The sequence below is a fragment of the Collinsella sp. AM31-2AC genome (assembly GCF_003469285.1).
In the GTDB taxonomy this organism is placed as follows: Bacteria; Actinomycetota; Coriobacteriia; order Coriobacteriales; family Coriobacteriaceae; genus Collinsella; species Collinsella aerofaciens_AT.
Genome location: NZ_QSJB01000013.1, coordinates 44889 through 64422 on the forward strand (window position 1 = coordinate 44889; position 19534 = coordinate 64422).

A 19534-nucleotide genomic window follows, 5' to 3' on the forward strand; every position below is an offset into this window, starting at 1 on the left:
GCGGGAGGTCCGCATGAGTCTCTCCGAGCTCTGGTCGCTCTATGGCCAGAACTATATCGACGCGCTGCTAGCAACCTGGGGCATGACGCTTGAGTCGTTTGCCATCGCCATGGTGCTGGCCGTCGCCGTCACCGTGATGCGCGTGTCGCCGCTCAAGCCGCTGCGCGTCTTTGGCGACCTGTATGTCCAGGTCTTCCGTAACATCCCCGGCATCGCGCTGCTCATTATCGTCGTCTATGCGCTGCCCCCGCTCAAGGTCGTCCTGCCCTACCGCACCTGCGTCATCGTCGCCACAGTGCTCTTGGGTTCTGCCTTTGGCTCCGAGAACTTTATGAGCGGCATCAACACCGTCGGTGTCGGCCAGGTGGAAGCCGCCCGCTCGCTGGGCATGAGCTTCAGCCGTATCCTCGCCAAGATCGTGATTCCGCAGGCGCTGCGCTCGAGCGTGCTGCCCATGACCAACCTCTTTATCGCCGTCATGCTCACCACCGCGCTCGGCAGTCAGGTGCCGCTTAAACCGCAGGAGCTCACCGGCGTGGTGAGCTACATCAACACGCGCTCGCTCGGCGGCGTCGCCGCGTTCTTTATCTCGGCGCTCGGCTACCTGGGCACGGCCTTTGTGGTGAGCCACATTGGCAACTATATCGATAAGAAGGTGAGGATCCTCCGATGAGCAAGCACTCCTCTCCCGCGCTCACCATGCGCGATGCGCTCTACGAGGCTCCCGGCCCCAAGATGCGCGCCAAGATTCGCATCGGCACCGCCATCTCGCTTGTTGCCGTCGCCGCACTCGTTGCCCTCGTGTTGCAGCGCTTTTATGTGACCGGCCAGCTTTCGGTCCATTACTGGTACTTCTTTACGCACCTCACCACCTGGAAGTTCCTGCTTGCCGGTTTTGAGGGCACAGTAAAGGTCGCGCTCACCGCCGGCACCATCGCGCTGGTACTGGGCTTAGCCCTCATGCTCGGCCGTACCAGCGACATCAAGCCGCTGCAGCTGGTCTGCCGCGTGCTCACCGATTTCTTCCGTGGCGTGCCGAGCCTGCTGTTCATCTACTTCTTCTTTTTGGTGCTGCCCCAGTACAAGATCGCGCTGCCGTCGTTTTGGATGCTCACGCTTCCCGTCGCGCTCGCCGCGGCCGGCGTACTCGCCGAGATCTTCCGCGCCGGCGTCAATGCCGTGCCGCGCGGCCAGGTCGAGGCCGCCCAGGCGCTCGGTCTCTCCAAGGCTAAAATCACCTTTAAAATCGTGCTGCCGCAGGCCATTCGGTTTATCATTCCGTCGTTGATTTCGCAGCTTGTGGTCGTCGTCAAAGACACCACCGTCGCCTACGTGGTGAGCTACCCCGACCTTATGCAAAACGCCCGCGTGCTCATTACCAACTACGACGCCCTCGTGTCGGTCTACCTGGTGATCGCGATCATCTATATCCTCATCAACGTCGCAATCAACAAGGCCGCTGTCTACGTTTCGCACAAGACCGGCGCGACCATCATTCGCTAACGATTTACCATTTCGAGTCATAAGGAGCCGAGCACCATGGCACAGAGCACTTCTTCTACCGGTAATCAGCCGCTGATCGAGCTCAAGCACGTCGATAAGCACTATGGCGATCTGCACGTCCTCAACGACATCAATCTCTCGGTCGACCGCGGCGAAGTCGTCGTCGTGATCGGCCCCTCGGGCTCGGGCAAGTCGACCATGTGCCGAACCATCAACCGCCTGGAAACCATCGACTCGGGCGAGATCCTCATCGAGGGCGAGCCCCTGCCGCAAGAAGGCAAGGATCTTGCCCGCATGCGTGCCGAGCTGGGCATGGTGTTCCAACAGTTCAACCTGTTTGCACATATGACGGTACTGCAGAACGTCATGCTGGGACCGGTCGACGTGCTGGGCGTCTCCAAGGATGAGGCCCGCGAGCGTGCCATGGACCTGCTGGGCCGCGTTGGCGTTGCCGAGCAGGCCGACAAGGTGCCCGCACAGCTTTCGGGCGGTCAGCAGCAACGCGTGGCCATCGCCCGTTCGCTTGCCATGCAGCCCAAGGCCATGCTCTTCGATGAGCCCACGAGCGCCCTTGACCCCGAGATGATCAACGAGGTGCTCGAGGTCATGGTCCGTCTGGCCCAGCAGGGCATGACGATGATCGTCATTACGCACGAGATGAACTTTGCGCGCCGCGTGGCCGACCGTGTCGTGTTTATGGCCGATGGCCAGATCGTGGAAACCGGCACGCCCGACGAGTTCTTCGACCATCCCCAGACTAAACGCGCCCAGGACTTCCTCAACTCCATCAAGGGCCACTAACCCAATTGCCACGCGGGACACATTCATCTGCAGCGTTTGCCCCGCGCCACCCCTGTGCCATGTCCATCCGGATTCGAAAGCCGCACCTATGATCGGAACTCGCACTTCATCGTCATACACCCCGCACGTCGACGTCGATCCCGCCGACCGCCCGCTCATCCTCGTCGCGCCGCGCTGGGAAGAGGCGAAGCCGTTTTTAAGCGAGACGCTCTCCCCCAACGAGGAAATCGCAAGTGTCTTTGTCGATGCCATCCTTGCCGCCGGCGGCCTGCCGCTTCAGATGTCCATCACCGAGGACATTGAGGTCATCCGTCATTACGTCGATATCGCCGACGGCATCGCCATTCCCGGCGGCCCCGATGTCAATCCCAAACGTTGGGGCGATGATCGACCCTACGACCCCACCCTCTGCTGCGAGATCCGCGATAGCTTTGAGTTTAAGCTGGTCGGCGAGGTGCTCCGCGCCAAAAAGCCGCTCTTTACCACCTGCCGTGGCACGCAGTTGCTCAACGTCGCCACTGGCGGCACCCTGTGCATGAACGTACCGAGCCTGGGCGCTCGCGAGGGCCGCACGCAGTGGCGCCATACCCACGTGCTCAACGACCCCGTGCATCCCGTCGAGGTCGTGCCGGGCTCGCTGCTGGAGCGCGCGCTTGGCGGGCACAGGCTGATCCAGACCAACTCGGCACATCACTGTTGCGTCGACCGTCTGGGTAAGAGCACGCGCTTGGTCGCCAAGGCAACCGACGGCGTTCCCGAGTGCATCGAAGTCGAAGGCCAGCCATTCTGCTTGGGCGTGCAATGGCACCCTGAGTACACGTGGAAGACGCTCGAGACCGACTTTAACCTGTGGAAGTCGTTTGTCGAAGCAGCGGCCAAGGTAAAGCAGGCCCGTTAGTTCACGGACGGCACAACAGATGAGGGCGCCCCGCCGGCCACATGGTCCGACGGGGCGCCCTTTTGCCTGTACGTGGCCGGCACACACCAAGGCTCGCAAGCCCTTATTCAGCCGCCTCGCGCAGGGCCGACATTGTGGCCGCATATTGCTGCTGCAGCGCATGCATTCCCTCACGAGCGCCGTCAACAGTATCGGCACCGCGCAGCGCTTCGGTCACCACGACCGCCGGCTCGAACAGATTATCGAATCCCAAGTTCTGGCTCACGCCCTTGAGCGTGTGCGCCGCCATAAACGCTTCCTCGGCGTCTCCTGCCGCCATGGCAGCCTCCAGCTTGTCCATACTCTCGTCATCCAAAAACTTGAGGGCAAAACGGGCAAGCATCTCCTCGCCCATCAGCCGAGTGCAAGCGTCATCATAATTGGCGCCGATCTTCTCATACGCTTCACGCATGGAAATCATGGATTCAAACTCCTTTGGTCAAACTAAATCGTAGGAAGCGCAACGACCTCGGCAGGGCGCGCCAATGTTTCGGCAATACGGTCTTGCACCTCGAGCAGACAGTCGAGCAGCAGCGGGTTAAAGGTGCCGCACTTACCGTCCAGGATCATCTGGATCGCCTCCTCGTGCGGAATAGCATCCTTGTACACGCGGACGCTCGTCAGCGCATCGTACACGTCGGCCACCGACACCACCTGCGCGGCGATAGGGATATCGTCGCCCTTAAGGCCGTCGGGATAACCCTTGCCGTCCCAGCGCTCGTGGTGCCAACGCGCAATCTGGTACGCATATTCCATAAGCGCATTGCCGGCGTGATGGCGGCCCAGCTCATGCAGCATGTCGGCGCCGATCGTGGTATGCGTCTTCATAATCTCGAACTCCTCGGACGTGAGGCGCCCGGGCTTGTTGAGAATCGCATCGTCAATCGACATCTTGCCGATATCGTGCAGTGCCGAAGCCAGGGCAATCGTGGAGCGCTCCTCGTTGTCGAGGGAGATGTTGTCGCTACGGTGGACCAGGCAGCCAAGCAGCAGCTCGGTCAGCTTCTCGATGTTCGTAACATGCCTGCCGCTCTCGCCATTGCGGAGCTCCATGACGCCGGCCATGATGTCGATGAGCATGCGGCTGTTCTTGACGCGCTCGTTGTACTGCTGGGACAGCAGGCTCGTCAGGCGGCGCTGTTTGGCGTACAGGCGGATGGTGTTGCTTACACGGCGGCGCACGACACGGGAGTCAAACGGGCGGTTGACATAGTCCGAGGCACCCAGCTCATACGCGCGCAGCACCACATCGTCGGAATCTTCGCTCGAGATCATGATGACAGGCAGATTGTCAATAATCGACCGGCGCGACAGATCGGCCAGCACCTCAAAGCCGCTTATGCCCGGCATGACAATGTCCAGCAGCACGAGCGACAACTCATCGCCATAGCGGTCGACCATGTCGAGCGCCGTACGACCGTTATCGGCCTCGAGGATGCAGTACTCGTCCCTGAGCATCTCGTTGAGAATGACTCGGTTCATCTCGGAGTCATCGACAATAAGCACCAAAGGCTTTTCGCTTTGGAAGGCCTCGATGGAATCGGCATCGGTCACGACCGTACCGGCTTTTGCCTTAGCGCGGCTCAATAACTGGACAGCGCGGCCAACGCCCTCATCGACCGTCTCGCCATGAATGCGAACGCCACCAACACATGCCGTCAAGCTCATGTACTCATGGCCCGGAATAATCGTGGCACGAACGGCATCGGACACCTGATGCAGGCGACGGGCGAAGTCATCGGAGGGAATATTGGGCATGACAACCACAAACTTGTCGCAGCCATAGCGCACAAGCTCGTCAGTCGAACGAATTCCGCTGCGTATGGCTGTCGCCACAGCACCGAGCGCAAGGTCGCCGGCATGACGGCCACACGTATCGTTGAAGACCCTAAAATCATCAAGGTCGATCATCGCAACGCCGGCATTCATACGGGCGCCGCGAAGCTTTTCCTCGTAATACCGGCGATTGTGCACACTCGTCAGCACATCGGTGTAGACAAGGTCCTCTTCTGCAGCCTCTTGCTCATCGATCGGACGCACCATCAGCAGGACATGAGGCTCGCCCTCGACCTTCAGGGGGCGCAGATGGGCGCGGTACTCAACGCCATCGTTGAGCAGTTGCTCCGACACCTCATCGGAATCTGTCAAGGCCTCAAGGCTCGACTGACGCAGACAAGGGCACCGATCGCCGGCGAGTAGGCAGTTAGGCTCGCTCTTAATCTGATCGGCCGACAGCAAACGTACCACGGGGTAGGTCTTCGCGACACGGGCGACCTCGGCGGCAGCCTCCTCGTCGGTTAGATTGGCCTCGTGATTATTGAGCATATGGGGCCCTTTCGATAGTTTCGCATGGTAGCGGTGGGTTCCAAATGTTACAAGAGTAACACCTTGCCGATGCAGGTGGGCACGTGAATGCTGTTACATTTTTATGAGTTGGCAGACGGCGCGATTGAAGCCGCAGACGTGAGGTTTTGAGCACATTTGTTAACACGGCCGAAACGTTTGCGGATGGAGCCTGCTTTGACTATTGCGGGTGCTAGAACCCCAGGATGCCACGGACAGCCCGGGCAGCCGCTGCCGGACGATCGCGCAGGCCGTTGTGCGCCCCGGGAATCGTTACGAGCGGACAGTCCAAAAGCTCAGCCGCCATCCTCGTGCCCGCCTCGCGGGGCGTGCCAATCGAGAGCTCGCCCAGGAGCACAGCGGCCACCGTTTTTGACGCGCGAACGCTATTCCAATCGGGAACGCAGGTCATAGTAATCCCGTATTCGTTCGCCATGAAACTGCGGCCGTTGCGCAGGGCATGCTTGGCTTCCGCCTCGGTTAACTTGGGGGCCTCAGGATCCGAATCGCCGATGGCGCCCAGGAAGGCCCGTAATGCCCTGGAGACCTTTCCCGCGGCGATCATCTCGAGCAAAACCGGGGCCGCGCCCAGGCCGGCACCCTCATCCGTCACGGCGGGTTCATGCAGAATCGCACGCGAGATTATGGCGGGGTTTGCACGGAGAAGCTCCAGGGTCACCAGCGTACCGGCACTGTGCGCGAGCACGTTTGCCGGAGCGCCAATATGCTCGATAACGGCCTGCAGGTCGGCGGCCTGGGCGACGAGGTCGTAGCGTCCGTCTGCAGCGTCGCCGCTCTCGCCGCAACCGCGGCGGTCGTAGGCAATAACGCGGTAGTCACAGGCGAGCTCGCGGGCGATGGCGTCAAAAAAGACGCCGTCGACGCAGGCGCCGTGCACGCACACCAAGGCAGGAGCATCAGGCGACACATCCGGGCCGGCATATTCGCGACAGGCGATCGTGATGCCCGCATTCTCGACCGTAAAATCCATACTGTGTTCCCATCGTCTTGTGCCTTGTTAACACATGAACTGTACCCGACCCGGAACCTTTCATATCGTGGGCATCGAGGGCAGAATGAAAAAACGAAACCTAAGAGCACAAGCCCAAACCAGACTTTGGCGCCGATGCTATGCTTAGGCACAACTGTCCCAAGGAGCATATGCCTATGTCTACGTTTTTAAATGCCAGCCCCATCTTTGGACCGGTGCGCAGCCGTCGCCTTGGTCTCTCGCTCGGCGTCAACATGATGCCGGCCAGCGGCAAAATCTGCACGTTCGACTGCATTTACTGCGAAAACGGCCTCAATGCCGAGCGCCCCTGCCACGAGCCGTATAACACGGCTGCCGTGGTGCTCGACGCGCTCGAGGCAAAGCTGCGCGAGATGGCAGCCGAGGGCGAGCTCCCCGATGTGATCACCTTCGCAGGCAACGGCGAGCCCACCGCCGCGCCGGAGTTTCCGCAGGCCATCGCCGGCGCCGTCGCGCTGCGCGACGAGCTTGCCCCAAACTCCAAGATCGCCGTGCTCTCCAACGGCACACGCGCCGACCGTCCCCAGGTACACGATGCGCTCATGATGGTCGACGACAACATTCTTAAGCTCGATACCGTCGACCCGGCGTTTATCCAGCTGCTCGACCAGCCTGTTGGCCCCTACGACGTCGAGCACCAGATTGAGACGTTCGAAAGCTTTGACGGTCACGTTATTATCCAGACGATCTTTTTGACCGGTGAGTATCAGGGCAAGCCCATCGACAACACCGGCGAGGAGTACGTTGCCCCCTGGCTCGTGGCGCTTGAGCGCATTCGCCCGCAAGAAGCGACCATCTACACGGTGGCGCGCGAGACACCGGTCGCCGGCCTTGCTAAAGCGGCGCCCGAGGTGCTCGACGCCATTGCCGCGCGCGTCCAAGCCCTCGGCATTCCCTGCCAGGTGAGCTACTAGCAAAACCACGCAGCAGCTAGTGCCCGCCATCCCGCCCCATCAGTTGCGGTGATATAGTTCCTATTTGTGCTGTTAAACCGCTTAAATCGGAACTATATCACCGCAACTTTTATGGACGCGTGGGTGGGCTATACTAGCTGCGAATGAAAGGAAGTTAGCCATGTTTGACAATGGACCCGTGCCCGGCCGCAACGACGCTTGCTGGTGCGGCAGCGGCAAAAAATATAAGAAATGCCACAGCGCCTTCGACGAGCGCCTCGAGCGCCTGTGGGAAGAGGGCTGGGAGGTTCTGCCCCGCACACTCTACAAAACGCCCGCCGATATCGAAGGCATTAAGCGTTCGGCCGCCATCAACGTGGGCGTGCTCGACTACGTGGGCGAGCACATCGCCGCGGGCATGACCACCAACCAGATCGACCAGATGATCTACGACTACACCGTCGAGCATGGCGGCACGCCGGCCGACCTCAACTACGAAGGCTATCCCAAGAGCGTGTGCACCTCGATCAACGATGTGGTCTGTCACGGCATCCCCTGCGATACGGACGTGCTGCACGAGGGCGATATCATCAACGTGGACTGCTCCACGATTCTGGACGGCTACTTTAGCGATTCGAGCCGCATGTTCTGCATCGGCGAGGTCTCGGCCGAGCGCCAGCGTCTGGTCGACGTCACTCGCGCCAGCGTGGAGGCGGGTCTGGCGGCCGTCAAGCCATGGCTACCGTTGTCCGTTATGGCCGAGGCAGTGCAAAAGACCGTCGAGGACGCCGGCTTTAGCGTGGTGCGCGAGTACGGCGGGCACGGCATCGGTAAGGAGTTCCACGAGGACCCGTTTGTGGGCTTTACCACCGAGGCGCCCGATGTGGACACCATCATGGTCCCGGGCATGGTCTTTACCATCGAGCCCATGGTCAATGCCGGAGCGCCCGACATCAAGATCAGCAAGGGCGACGGCTGGTGCGTGCGCACCAAGGACGGCAGCGATTCGGCCCAGTGCGAGGTACAGCTCGTAGTGACCGAGGACGGCTACGAGCTGCTCAGCTGGTAGCCGCACGGACGTCGGGCGCTCATGGACTTATAACCGTCCATGAGCGCCCGGCGCTTTATTTAAGCGTTTTGCCTGATAAAGCCTGCCAAAATAAACCTGTCCCTTTTTGGCAGGTCAAGCGGAGAGGACTGCTTGTGAACATCCTGGTTTTGTTGCCCGTCAACGACCGCCATCGCGCAATTCTTGAGTCGAGCGCTCCGGGCGAGAATTTTATCTACACGAGCGCCGACGCCGCCACACGCGAGCAGGTCGCCGATGCCGACGTGATCCTGGGCAACATCGACCCTGACATGCTCACGGCATGCGAGCACCTCCAGCTACTGCAGCTGCAGACCGCGGGCTATGACGACTACCTTGCTGCCGGCACCGTGCCGGCTGACGCCAAGCTGTCTTGCTCGATCGGCGCCTACGGTCAGGCCGTGAGCGAGCACATGTTTGCCATGGTCCTTTCCATGATGAAGCGCCTGCCCGGCTACCAGGACCTGCAGCGCGAGCATCGCTGGGAGGACTTGGGGCCGGTCACCTCGCTCAAAAATGCCAACGTGCTGGTGCTGGGCGCGGGCGATATCGGCGGCCACTTTGCCACGCTCTGCCGCAGCATGGGCGCACACGTCCGCGGCATCAAGCGCCATCCACTCGTCTACCCCATTGTGTTTGAGGACATGGACGGCATGGATGCCCTGCCCGAGCGCCTGGCCGAGGCTGACATCGTCGCATCCTTTATGCCCAGCACACCCGAGACCCGCGGCCTGGCGAACGCCGAGTTCTTCGCCGCGATGAAGCCGGGCGCCTTCTTTGCCAACGGCGGCCGCGGCGACCTTGTGGTCGCCGACGACTTGGTTGCCGCCCTGGAGTCGGGCCATCTCGCCGGCGCCGCGGTCGACGTCACCGACCCCGAGCCGCTGTCTGAGACAAGCCCACTGTGGGATGCACCCAACATGCTCATCACGCCGCACGTCTCAGGTTGGTTCCACCTGGCAGCCACGCTCAACAATGTGGTCGACATTGCCGCGGAGAACCTGCGTCACCTGCAAGCCGGCGAGACCCTGCGTTGCTGGATCGAACATTAGGGTTCCGTCGTTTGGCCAATCTGCCGCTCAATTTCAAAGGCGCGACCAGAAGGTCAGCGCCTTTTCATTTCACGGCACCTTGGCTCAAACGGCGGGCTCTCGCTGGCGTGCGCTCTACCTGCGGCGTTTCGCTGGCGTCGGCTTCATCTGCAAGCCTTAGCAGTTCCGTCTTGTCGTTGGCGTTGTGGCATTTGCCCAGATAAAACCTGCCAAAATAAACCTGTCCCTTTTTGGTAGGTTTGGTGCAATGGGGTCAGGTTGGCTTGCGCCATACCGGTAGTTCTGTCTGCGACACTCTCGCCAAAGTGATATCAAACATACATCTAGCGTTTTCGACACTTCGCTTATTAGAGCCAGTCCGTCTCCTCGTCATAGCGGTCCGAATAGGCGTTACGCTTGAGTTCTTCAGCACTCGTTGGTCGCGCCTTGGACACGTCGACCCCTGACTCATGGCAAGCGGCGACGAACAGCTGTAAACCCCGATCAATAAGCTGAGCCCCACGCTCGGCCTTCATTTCTTCGGCTCGCATTTAGAGCTCCACGCTTTCGGCGCCGTTGATATGGAGGTCGCGCTCGTAGAAGGCAGTGAGGGCGCGGATGGCGTACATCACGTCGCGCACGCCGCCGGTCTCGTAGCTCGAGTGCATGGCAAGCTGCGGCAGACCCACGTCCACGGCATGCATGCTCGCCTGCATATTGGACAGATTGCCGAGCGTAGAGCCGCCGGCCATATCGCTCTTGTTGGCAAAGGCCTGCGTGGGTACGTAAGCGTCATCGCAGATGGCCTGGAACACCGCGCGACTAAAGGCATCGGTGCAGTAGTGCTGGTTGGCGGCCTCCTTGATGACGATGCCGCCGTTGAGCACAACCTGGTTGCGGGCGTCGCACTTCTCGGCGTGGTTGGGGTGCACGGCATGCGCGTTGTCGCAGCTCACGAGCATCGAGGCGGCAAGGGCGCGATGATACGACTCGTCGTCAAAGCCCAGCGATCCGTTAATGCGGAGCAGCGCATCGGCCAAGAACGTCGACATGGCTCCCTGCTTGGTCTCGGAGCCAACTTCCTCGTTATCAAAGCAGCAGAAGACCGAAACGTCGTGCGCGTTCTCGGCACCCAAAAATGCCTGCAGCGAGGTGTAGACGCAGGCCAGGTCGTCGAGCTTGGGCGTCGAGATAAACTCGTCGGCCCAGCCCCAAATGCGCGCATCTTGGCGGTTGACCAGGAACAGGTCGCGACCCAGAATCTGCTCGGGCTCAACATCCAGCTCGTCGGCGATCAGGGCGTCAAAGTCGCCCTGCTTAAGGTCACCAGCGCTGATGAGAGGACACAGGTCAACGGCTCGGTTGGGCGCAAAGCCCTCGTTAACGCCGCGGTTCATATGGATAGCAAGGCTCGGAATGATAGCGACCTCGCGCTCGGTGGCGAGCAGGCGGCTCTCAATACGGTCGCCTTCGCGCACCAACACGCGGCCCGCAAGCGCCAACGGGCGGTCGAACCAGGTGTAGTCGATCATGCCGCCGTAGGCCTCGGTGTTCAGGCGCAGCGTCTCGCCCGCGCCGTCGAGCTCGGGCACGGCCTTGACCTTAAACGTCGGAGAATCGCTGTGCGACGCCGTGAGTTGAAAATGATAGTCACCGGCAACGCCGTCCTCGCCCCACGTCGCGGCCAGGTCCTCGCCCACCTTAAAGGCAACGACGCTCGAGGTGTTGCGCTGCGTGTAATAACGCCCGCCCGGTTCGATGTCCCACGCCGCATTCTCGGGCAGGTAGGTAAAGCCCGCCTCGTCGAGCTCGGCCATAATGGTCGCCGCCGTATGGAACATGCTGGGGCATGCCTCGATAAAGTCGATAAGGTCGTTGGCGGCCTCGATATCATCGGCCGTCACATGCGCGCGCTCGGGCGTTTCCTGATCCGTCATGCTCTCCCCTTTCGCTGGGTTGATGGTCCCTTCCAGCATACCCCGCCGCGCCAGCGCCGCACTCTTCATTCCGTGTTTAATCCCGCGCCGCTCGCCAAGTTGAGCCATCATGCCCGTGCACCTTTTGCGACAATTACGCTAACAGGACGAGAGGAGCCGTCATGAAGCCACGTAACATTGCCATCGTCTGCGGTGTCGCGGGAGTCGCCGTTGGCCTTGCCGCTGCCACCGGTATCGTTTATCACAAGCAAATCAAGTCCGCCGCGTCGCTCAAACGCTTGACCGGCTACGAGGATGGCTATGACCTGTACGCAATCGACATCGCCTACGACTACGATCTTGATCGCATCATCGCCGCTGGCGTGCGCGACGACCAGGCCTACATCGATGCCGTGGTGGCGCAGGTGCTGCCCGGTGTGCCGGTACATGTCCAGGCGCCCCAGTTTGCCTGCAGCGCTTTTGTCGCCGTAGATGCCGAAGGCCGCGTGCGCACCGGTCGCAATTACGACTTTAAGGACGACACCTCGGCGCTGCTGGTGCGCAATCACCCACGCGGCGGTTATGCCTCCATCGGGTTTGCCGCCCTTAACAACCTGGGCGATAACACTCCGCTCGACTCCGTCGCCGGACGCGCCGCCGCACTCATGGGCCCGTTTGCCCAGCTCGACGGTGTTAACGAGTGCGGCGTGTCCATTGCCGTACTCACCCTGGATTCCAAGCCCTGTGACCAGGACACGCAACGCCCCGTCATCAATACCTCGCTCGCCATCCGTCTGGTGCTCGACCGTGCCACCACCACGCAAGAAGCTGTCGACCTGCTTTCCGCCTACGACATGCACGCCATGGCAGGACGCGATTACCACTTCTTTATCAACGACGCCGCCGGTGACGCGCGCGTAGTAGAGTGGGATCCGCGCGATCCGGACCGCGCTTTCAAAGCGACTCCTGTACGCCAGGTTACAAACTTCTACGCTTGCTATGGCGACGAAGTGCTGCCCAACCAAAAGAATGGCGAGCTGGGCCATGGTAAAGAGCGCGCCGTCGCAATCGCCGATGTCCTCGACGCCCATGCCGGCGCCCAAGACGAGACAGTCGCTTGGAAGGCCCTTCGCGCTGCGGCGCAAGAGCCCAATCCGGAAGACATCACCAGCAACACGCAATGGTCGGTCGTCTTTGACAATACCGAACCCGCCGCCGCTATTACGCTGCGCCGCCACTGGGGCGACGTCGACGCCTTCGCACTGTAAGGAGCCAGGCCCGTCGACCTTACGCTCCCTGACGTTGCTTACATTTCTATACGCTTGAGCTAACACGTTTTACCCCCGTATCAACAGTGTGCGGGGGTAAACTTATTCGCATGTTATAACTTGCCCGGAAGGATTCATCATGCTTAGGATCGGTCTTCTTACCAGTGGCGGCGACTGCCAAGCGCTCAACGCCACCATGCGCGGCATCGTCAAAACGCTTATGACCAATAGCAAAGAACCTATCGAGATCTACGGTTTTGAGGACGGCTACCAGGGCCTTATCTACAGCAAGTTCCGCGTCATGACGCCCGCCGATTTTAGCGGTATCCTCACCCGCGGCGGCACCATTCTGGGCACGAGCCGCACGCCGTTCAAGCGCCTGGATACCCCCGAAGCCGATGGTGTCGAGAAGGTGCCGGCGATGGTCCACACCTATCATAAGCTGCAGCTCGACTGCCTGTTTATGCTAGGCGGTAACGGCTCCACCAAGACCGCCAACCGCCTGCGCGAAGAGGGCCTCAACGTTATCGCCCTGCCCAAGACCATCGATAACGACACTTGGGGCACCGAGCTGACGTTTGGTTTTACGAGCGCCATCGACGTCGCCACCAAGTGCATCGACGACATCCACACTACCGCCTCGAGCCATGGGCGCGTGTTCGTTATCGAGATCATGGGCCACAAGGTTGGCTGGATTCCACTGTACGCCGGCGTCGCGGGCGGCGCGGATGTCATCTTGATTCCCGAAATCCCCTACGACATGGATAACGTCATCAAGACCATCGAACATCGCATGGAGACCGGCAGCCGCTTTACCATCGTGGCCGTCGCCGAGGGCGCTATCTCCAAGGAGGACGCGGCGCTGTCCAAGAAGGAATACAAGAAGAAGCTTGCCGAGCGCACGAGCCCGTCGATCGTCTACGACATCGCCAAGGAGATTGAGGCCAAGACCGGTCGCGAGACCCGCGTCGCCATCCCCGGCCACACGCAGCGCGGCGGCCAGCCCGACGCCCAAGACCGCATCTTTGCGACCCAGTGCGGCGTCGAGGCAGCGCTCGGCTGCCTACGCGGCGAGTTTGGCTACATGATTGCCCTGTGTGACGGCAAGATGTGCCACATGCCGCTCGAGGAGGTCGCCGGCAAGCTCAAATATGTCGACCCCCAGAGCGATCTGGTGCGCGAGGCCAAGGCGTTGGGCATCAGCTTCGGCGACGAATAGCCTCGGCTGGAACTGCTCTCATCGGAGGCCCTAGGGCCTCCTGCGGTAACTAGGGAGGCCGAGGCTATTCGTCTTCTTGCTGCAAGTGCGTGGGCTGAGATTTTGGGATGTTGCAGGCTCTTAGCTGAGAGTAGCACTGACATTTGTCCTAAAATGGCTGGTCGCTAGGGGTTGCTACCGGTAGTTGCGGTAGGGTTGGGGCAGATTCTAACTAGAAATGGTGGTCGCTACCGGCTGTTCTCGGCATACTCGGCTCATTCGATTCGACCATCAAACGAAAGGAACCACCATGGATCTTGCGATGGCACAGCGCCTCGTCGATCGCCGTAAAGCTGCCGGGCTTTCTCAGGAGGCGCTTGCCGCCCAGCTGGGCGTAAGTCGTCAGGCTGTCAGTAAATGGGAGCGCAGCGAATCCTCGCCCGATACCGATAACCTTATTGCGCTCGCCGCGCTGTATGGCGTGTCGCTGGATGAGCTGTTGTATGGGGAGGCGGCCAACGATGCCGACGACCTGGAGGACGGTAGCGCCGACACCAAGACGGCGGATGTGGCTGACGAGGCTGAGGATTCTGCCGGGCACGCCGATTGCGGCGACAAACCACTTGTCGACATTTCCCTCGCGCGCGGTATCCACGTCATTGATCCCAATAAGGGCGAGGAAGTCCATGTTGGTTGGAGCGGCATCCATGTGACCAACGAGCGCAAGGGCGAAGAGGTGCATGTGGGGCCGGACGGCGTGCATATCGATACGCTTGAGGACGATGGACATAGCGTACGCACCAATGACGACGGCACCGTCACCATCGACGGCGAAACGTTTTCCAGCTGGAAGGAAGCACACGACAAGCTCGACCATCATGGCAAGCATTTCCACACCAAGGTCGGACGTGCATGGAACAAATTCCCCTTCCCCGCACTTGTTACTCTCGCCTATCTGGTGCTCGGCATTGTCTACGGCACATGGGGCATGGGGCTTTTCCTCGTCTTTCTGGTTCCCGTCTACTACGCGATTGGTGACTTTATCGATCGGCGCCACCTGTCTAAGCTGATCGAGGTCATCTACCCGGCAGCCGCCATCGCTTGGTTCCTCTACATGTGGCTCTGTTTGGGACAGCCCCATCCTGCATGGATCATCCTCATCACGATTCCCGTCATAAAGGCGCTCATGCGCTGGTGTCGCAAACAATGGAAGCACCGCAAACAGGCCTAACACGCTCCGACCCACCAGCACCCAACCGCCCCCGCCCTTCTCCTAAGTTGCGGTGAGATAGGGACTGTTTTGAAGCTCCAAAGCGCCAAACAGTCCGTATATCACCGCAACTTACAAACAACTGGGTCAGTTCCGGCACGGAGATTAGCATTGAGCTGACCGCGCGCCAAGAAAAGGGCCTATTTACTACGTTTAACTCGAGAGGGCCGACCATACCCGCCTTTTCCGAAAGCTGGCAAGCCCTCTACCTGCGGTTTTAATTTCATAACCTTTGTCACGGTCGAGGGTGTGGTAGCAAACGTAGTAGATAGGCCCATTTTGTGGCATACGACCCATACAAGCCCAATCTCGAAGGCCAAAGAGAGCCTCTCATCCACGCCTGCGAGCGAAAACCAAATAGAATGAAAGGCAAATGGAAAGCCCGTTTGACGGGGCAAACGCCGGGCCACCTAATGGTTGTCCGGCGTTTGCCCCGATAAAACCTGCCAAAATAAACCTGTCCCTTTTTGGCAGGTTACTCGGCGCTCTTGAGGGCGCCGACCATGTCGATCTTGTTGAGGGTACGGTTGGTGGCGAGGTTGACGATAAACGTAAAGCCAAAGGCCAGAAGCACGGATAGCACGTAGCTCAGCGGCTCGACCTCAACATCAAAATACAGCGACGGCATCTGCAAAATGTACGTAAAACTCTCGGCCAGCAAGCCGCCCAGCGGCACGCCCAGCGCAGCGCCGATCGCCGTGAGGATCAACGTCTCCTTGTTGACGTAGTGGTGCACCTCGCCACGGCGGAAGCCCAGCACCTTGATGGTCGCCAGCTCGCGTTCGCGCTCGGAGATATTCGTGTTGGACAGCGTAAACACCACCACAAACGACAGGCACGCCGCCATAAAGGTCACGAGCACCACGACCGAATTGATAATCGTAAAGTTCGCCTCATAGTTTTCCCAATGCTCGGCCGTACTCGAAATCGTAAGCCAACCGTCACTCTTAAGATTCTTGCTAAACGCAATCTGGTCGGCCGACGAACCCTTAAGCAGCACAAAGACGCCGTTAAGGCGTGCACTTCGACCGAACGCGCGCTCATAGGTGCTCTGCGTCATGTAAAGCGTATTGCCCAGATAGTTGAGCGAGATGTCGCTGACTTTGACCTTGGCAACATTGAGCGACGAATCCTGGACGTGTGCCGTGTCACCCGGCTTGATCCCCAGCACCAGCTGTGAGCTCTTGCTCAGATACACATCTCCGTCACGCAGGGCGAGCGGTTCTTTGGACTCATCCTCCAGGCGCACGTAATCGCCCAAGTCACCCGTGCGGTCATCGGGCACCACGATCAGCTGCACGGTCTCGCTCTTGCCGCCAAATGTAAAGGTGACGTTGTCGGTCATAATCGGCAGCGTCGAAGTCACGGTCACGTTGGAATCCTTGGCTGCACTGCGCTCATCCAACGCCGCGCACGTCTGCGAAAAATCGTCGGGATTGGCGACCGCCAGCAGGTCATAGCGTGTGATGTGGCCGTACTGTTTGGGCGAAAGCGCCACCGACGTATCGCGGATACCCATACCGCAGATCACGAGCGCCGTGCATCCCGCGATACCAAAGATGGTCATAAAGGCACGCTTTTTGTAGCGGAACAGGTTACGCGCTGCCACCTTGTTCAAAAAGCCCATGCGACGCCAGACAAAGCCGATGCGCTCAAGCAAGATGCGCGAGCCGGCGCGCGGGGCCTTGGGACGCATGAGCGAGGCCGGGGTCTCGGCCATCTCGTGGCGGCAGGCGATAATCGTGGCGCCCACCACGCCCACGGTAAACAACGCCACCGATACGAGCGATGACACGATGTCGTACGAAAGCAGCATCTGGGGCAGCGAGTACATGTCGTCGAACACCGTAAACAAGAACAGCGGCAGGCCCACGAATCCGATGACGTTGCCGAGCACGCCGCCAATCAGGCACGCCCACAGTGCATAGTCCACGTATTTGGACAGGATGCGCCCGCGCGAGTAGCCGAGCGCCTTGTACAGGCCAATGAGCGTGCGCTCCTCCTCGACCATGCGTGTGGCGGTGGTGAGGCTGATGAGCACGGCGACGATAAAGAAGATAAACGGGAATACGGTGGCGATGGCCTCGATTGAGGAACTATCGCTCTCGACGCTCGAGTAGCTTGCGATATTGCCGCGGTCCTGGATGTACCAGGTGCATTCGCCCAGGTCAGAGAGCTCGGCGCGGGCATCGGCAAACTGCTGGCCGGCGGCGGCACGGCGCTGGTCCAGGTCGGCTTGCGCCTGCGCACGCTCGTCGCTGCCCTCGGCCATGCGGTTGATGTTGTCCTGCTCGATCCCAAAGACCATATCCGCCTGACGCTCAGCCGCGTCCAAGCTCGCCGGTGTGTCGACCGTCAACTCCTGAGCGCGCGCCTTCTCACGCTCCTCGCGGATCTTCTCGATATTGCCCTTGACCTCATTGATCTTTGCCGAGTAGGCATCCGAATAGGAGTTGAGGCTCTTGGCTCCCTCGACGACCACGTGAATCGCGGAATAGGACGACGACGTCGCGGCATCCTCGCTCACGTAGAACTTGTAGTCCGCGGCCGAGGCGGCACGGAAGGCGTTGACCGTCGAGTCGGAGCTCACGTCGGTGGGATCGAGAACCTCTGCCGTGATGGTGTAGTCCCCATCGGCAAACTGGTCCTTGGCGCTTTGGTTCGACGAGCTCGCATCGTTGGCGGCAAAGCTCACCGTATCGCCGATTTTCTTGCCCGAAGCCTTCAGGAACTTCGAAGTCACCGCGACCTCATCGGCGCTCTCGGGCAAATCGCCGTTCACGAGCACCGGCTGATCGATGTTCTCCTTGGAGAGACTTTGCACGACCACGCGCTCGCGCGTCGTACCCACGGCGGTATAGGCGGTCTCGGTATAGATGCCCTCGGCCGTCTCGACGCCATCGACCTCTTGGATCGCGGCAATATCGTCACCGGTCAGACCATAGGTCGACTGCACGTTGATGTCATAGACATTCTGCTGGTCAAAATAGGCGTCGACCGAATCACACAGGTCCTCGCAGCCCGCCTTAAGGCCGCACATCACGCTCACGCCAAGCGCGGTGATCACAACGATAGACAAGAAGCGTTTGAGGCTGCCGCGAATCGTGCGGTAGATGCCACGGCGAAAAACCGTCGGCACCATATCGTTTGAGCTTTGGGCGGTACGGTAGGTCGTAAAATCCTGCTCGCGCTCCGTGTTCTGCGCGTCGCGGCGTTGACTGTTTTGGCGGTCCTGATTCATGGGCGCTACCACTCGATCGTCTCGATAGGCACAGGATTTTGCTGGATCGTCTCGCTCTCCACGCGGCCGCTCTTAAAGCGGATCAGGCGATCGGCCATGGGCGCCAGCGCAGAGTTGTGGGTGATGATGATGACCGTAATGCCTTGCTTGCGGCAAGTGTCCTGTAGCAGCTGCAAGATCTGCTTGCCGGTTTTGTAGTCGAGTGCACCCGTAGGCTCGTCGCACAAAAGCAGCTTGGGGTTCTTAGCCAGCGCGCGGGCGATGGATACGCGCTGCTGCTCGCCGCCCGAAAGCTGCGCCGGAAAGTTAGCGAGGCGGTCGCCCAGGCCAACCTGGCGAAGCGTTTGCTCGGCATCGAGCGAATCGGGGCAGATCTGCGCCGCGAGTTCGACGTTCTCAAGCGCCGTCAGGTTAGGGACCAGATTGTAGAACTGAAAGACAAAGCCAACATCGGCGCGACGGTATTCCACAAGCTGAGCCTCGTTGGCAGAGCTCACGTCACGCCCGTCCACCGTCACGGTGCCAGAAGTTGCCGTGTCCATGCCGCCCAGAATGTTGAGAGCCGTGGTCTTGCCGGCACCCGAAGCACCCAAAATGATGGCGAGCTCGCCGCGCTCGACCGTAAAGCTCGCGCCGTCGAGCGCGTGGATGCGGGCATCGCCCTCGCCGTATGCCTTGATGACGTCTTTGAATTCGATATAGGCCATCGATTAATTCCCATCTGGTCGGATAACTCTTTAGTATTACCCATTTCGCACCGACCAAAAAGGGACAGGTTTATTTTGGCAGGTTTTATAAGGGGAAACGTACCTCTTTGGGGGCAGCGCGGGACGCGCAGGGGCGGCCGTGCAGATCGGCACAGCCGTCTCACGTGGAATCGACCGACGCCCGCCTTTCCGTGACACCGGCAACTCGTTTTTGCTTGTTGGCATGGCCGCCATTATGACTTGGGACTGAGCACTCAAATTCTCACTCCTCATTGCCACGCTTGCCGCAAGCTATCAGGGTGACGAGAT

General features: G+C 60.2%; 17 protein-coding genes and 1 pseudogene. 11 read left to right on the forward strand and 7 right to left on the reverse strand.

The window, feature by feature from the left end:
- Nucleotides 1-13 precede the first annotated feature (13 nt).
- From DW796_RS07395 to DW796_RS07410, 4 genes are all read left to right on the forward strand, one after another.
- The gene (locus DW796_RS07395; protein ID WP_022094657.1) at nt 14-673 is read left to right on the forward strand and encodes an amino acid ABC transporter permease; all 660 of its coding nucleotides are present in this window, start codon (nt 14-16) and stop codon (nt 671-673) included.
- Nucleotides 670-1503, forward strand: a complete 834-nt coding sequence (locus DW796_RS07400) for an amino acid ABC transporter permease (protein ID WP_118094725.1) — start codon at nt 670-672, stop codon at nt 1501-1503. Before DW796_RS07395 ends, DW796_RS07400 begins: the two co-directional genes overlap by 4 nt.
- Before the next feature lie 36 nt (nt 1504-1539).
- Nucleotides 1540-2304 carry an amino acid ABC transporter ATP-binding protein gene (locus DW796_RS07405; protein ID WP_117840240.1) on the forward strand — a complete coding sequence of 255 codons (765 nt, stop codon included), beginning with the start codon at nt 1540-1542 and terminating at the stop codon, nt 2302-2304.
- 88 nt (nt 2305-2392) lie between these two features.
- Nucleotides 2393-3202 carry a gamma-glutamyl-gamma-aminobutyrate hydrolase family protein gene (locus DW796_RS07410; RefSeq protein WP_118094726.1) on the forward strand — a complete coding sequence of 270 codons (810 nt, stop codon included), beginning with the start codon at nt 2393-2395 and terminating at the stop codon, nt 3200-3202.
- Between the two features lie 103 nt (nt 3203-3305).
- Here the strand turns inward: DW796_RS07410 and DW796_RS07415 are convergent, their stop codons facing one another.
- The 3 genes from DW796_RS07415 to DW796_RS07425 all read right to left on the reverse strand — a co-directional run bounded on the left by DW796_RS07415 (nt 3306) and on the right by DW796_RS07425 (nt 6575).
- A complete protein-coding gene (locus DW796_RS07415) occupies nt 3306-3662 on the reverse strand; it encodes an Hpt domain-containing protein (RefSeq protein WP_199579837.1) in 357 nt (118 codons plus the stop codon).
- 23 nt (nt 3663-3685) lie between these two features.
- The gene (locus DW796_RS07420; protein WP_118094727.1) at nt 3686-5566 is read right to left on the reverse strand and encodes a diguanylate cyclase; all 1881 of its coding nucleotides are present in this window, start codon (nt 5564-5566) and stop codon (nt 3686-3688) included.
- Nucleotides 5567-5777: 211 nt separating this feature from the next.
- Complete coding sequence (locus DW796_RS07425) at nt 5778-6575, reverse strand: alpha/beta fold hydrolase (RefSeq protein ID WP_118094728.1); 798 nt, start codon at nt 6573-6575, stop codon at nt 5778-5780.
- 176 nt (nt 6576-6751) lie between these two features.
- Here DW796_RS07425 and DW796_RS07430 point away from each other — a divergent pair, with 176 nt between their 5' ends.
- The 3 genes from DW796_RS07430 (at nt 6752) to DW796_RS07440 (ending at nt 9646) form a co-directional block, all read left to right on the forward strand.
- On the forward strand, nt 6752-7528 hold the full coding sequence (locus tag DW796_RS07430; protein ID WP_118094729.1) for a radical SAM protein: 777 nt from the start codon (nt 6752-6754) through the stop codon (nt 7526-7528).
- A gap of 160 nt (nt 7529-7688) precedes the next feature.
- On the forward strand, nt 7689-8576 hold the full coding sequence (map, locus tag DW796_RS07435) for a type I methionyl aminopeptidase (protein WP_118094730.1): 888 nt from the start codon (nt 7689-7691) through the stop codon (nt 8574-8576).
- Nucleotides 8577-8710: 134 nt separating this feature from the next.
- Complete coding sequence (locus DW796_RS07440) at nt 8711-9646, forward strand: D-2-hydroxyacid dehydrogenase (RefSeq protein ID WP_118094731.1); 936 nt, start codon at nt 8711-8713, stop codon at nt 9644-9646.
- Between the two features lie 347 nt (nt 9647-9993).
- Here DW796_RS07440 and DW796_RS10435 read toward each other — a convergent pair whose 3' ends face one another.
- A complete protein-coding gene (locus DW796_RS10435) occupies nt 9994-10176 on the reverse strand; it encodes a hypothetical protein (RefSeq protein WP_117640212.1) in 183 nt (60 codons plus the stop codon).
- Nucleotides 10177-11562 carry a M18 family aminopeptidase gene (locus DW796_RS07450; RefSeq protein ID WP_187362389.1) on the reverse strand — a complete coding sequence of 462 codons (1386 nt, stop codon included), beginning with the start codon at nt 11560-11562 and terminating at the stop codon, nt 10177-10179.
- Nucleotides 11563-11723: 161 nt separating this feature from the next.
- Between DW796_RS07450 and DW796_RS07455 the strand changes: the two genes are divergently transcribed.
- From DW796_RS07455 to DW796_RS07465, 3 genes are all read left to right on the forward strand, one after another.
- Nucleotides 11724-12809, forward strand: a complete 1086-nt coding sequence (locus DW796_RS07455) for a carcinine hydrolase/isopenicillin-N N-acyltransferase family protein (RefSeq protein ID WP_118094732.1) — start codon at nt 11724-11726, stop codon at nt 12807-12809.
- A gap of 139 nt (nt 12810-12948) precedes the next feature.
- Nucleotides 12949-14028, forward strand: coding sequence for a 6-phosphofructokinase (locus DW796_RS07460; protein ID WP_118094733.1), 1080 nt, complete (start codon nt 12949-12951; stop codon nt 14026-14028).
- Nucleotides 14029-14317: 289 nt separating this feature from the next.
- Nucleotides 14318-15238, forward strand: coding sequence for a helix-turn-helix domain-containing protein (locus DW796_RS07465; RefSeq protein WP_118094734.1), 921 nt, complete (start codon nt 14318-14320; stop codon nt 15236-15238).
- 514 nt (nt 15239-15752) lie between these two features.
- Here DW796_RS07465 and DW796_RS07470 read toward each other — a convergent pair.
- Together DW796_RS07470 and DW796_RS07475 are read right to left on the reverse strand one after the other, a co-directional pair.
- Nucleotides 15753-18518, reverse strand: a complete 2766-nt coding sequence (locus DW796_RS07470; RefSeq protein WP_233539704.1) for an FtsX-like permease family protein — start codon at nt 18516-18518, stop codon at nt 15753-15755.
- A gap of 5 nt (nt 18519-18523) precedes the next feature.
- A complete protein-coding gene (locus tag DW796_RS07475; protein WP_117629924.1) occupies nt 18524-19225 on the reverse strand; it encodes an ABC transporter ATP-binding protein in 702 nt (233 codons plus the stop codon).
- Between the two features lie 109 nt (nt 19226-19334).
- On the opposite strand from DW796_RS07475, the pseudogene DW796_RS10805 reads away from it, so the two are divergent.
- A pseudogene (locus DW796_RS10805) lies at nt 19335-19475 on the forward strand (hypothetical protein); the annotation flags it as partial.
- Between the last annotated feature and the right edge of the window lie 59 nt (nt 19476-19534).

Excerpts from the sequence above, each read along its gene's own strand:
- DW796_RS07400 (WP_118094725.1), top strand. The coding sequence starts at position 670 with ATGAGCAAGCACTCCTCTCCCGCGCTCACCATGCGCGATGCGCTCTAC.
- DW796_RS07420 (WP_118094727.1), bottom strand. The coding sequence starts at position 5,566 with ATGCTCAATAATCACGAGGCCAATCTAACCGACGAGGAGGCTGCCGCC.
- DW796_RS07460 (WP_118094733.1), top strand. The coding sequence starts at position 12,949 with ATGCTTAGGATCGGTCTTCTTACCAGTGGCGGCGACTGCCAAGCGCTC.
- DW796_RS07455 (WP_118094732.1), top strand. The coding sequence starts at position 11,724 with ATGAAGCCACGTAACATTGCCATCGTCTGCGGTGTCGCGGGAGTCGCC.
- DW796_RS10435 (WP_117640212.1), bottom strand. The coding sequence starts at position 10,176 with ATGCGAGCCGAAGAAATGAAGGCCGAGCGTGGGGCTCAGCTTATTGAT.
- DW796_RS07415 (WP_199579837.1), bottom strand. The coding sequence starts at position 3,662 with ATGATTTCCATGCGTGAAGCGTATGAGAAGATCGGCGCCAATTATGAT.
- DW796_RS07450 (WP_187362389.1), bottom strand. The coding sequence starts at position 11,562 with ATGACGGATCAGGAAACGCCCGAGCGCGCGCATGTGACGGCCGATGAT.
- DW796_RS07395 (WP_022094657.1), top strand. The coding sequence starts at position 14 with ATGAGTCTCTCCGAGCTCTGGTCGCTCTATGGCCAGAACTATATCGAC.
- map (WP_118094730.1), top strand. The coding sequence starts at position 7,689 with ATGTTTGACAATGGACCCGTGCCCGGCCGCAACGACGCTTGCTGGTGC.
- DW796_RS07430 (WP_118094729.1), top strand. The coding sequence starts at position 6,752 with ATGTCTACGTTTTTAAATGCCAGCCCCATCTTTGGACCGGTGCGCAGC.
- DW796_RS07425 (WP_118094728.1), bottom strand. The coding sequence starts at position 6,575 with ATGGATTTTACGGTCGAGAATGCGGGCATCACGATCGCCTGTCGCGAA.
- DW796_RS07465 (WP_118094734.1), top strand. The coding sequence starts at position 14,318 with ATGGATCTTGCGATGGCACAGCGCCTCGTCGATCGCCGTAAAGCTGCC.
- DW796_RS07405 (WP_117840240.1), top strand. The coding sequence starts at position 1,540 with ATGGCACAGAGCACTTCTTCTACCGGTAATCAGCCGCTGATCGAGCTC.
- DW796_RS07475 (WP_117629924.1), bottom strand. The coding sequence starts at position 19,225 with ATGGCCTATATCGAATTCAAAGACGTCATCAAGGCATACGGCGAGGGC.
- DW796_RS07410 (WP_118094726.1), top strand. The coding sequence starts at position 2,393 with ATGATCGGAACTCGCACTTCATCGTCATACACCCCGCACGTCGACGTC.
- DW796_RS07470 (WP_233539704.1), bottom strand. The coding sequence starts at position 18,518 with ATGAATCAGGACCGCCAAAACAGTCAACGCCGCGACGCGCAGAACACG.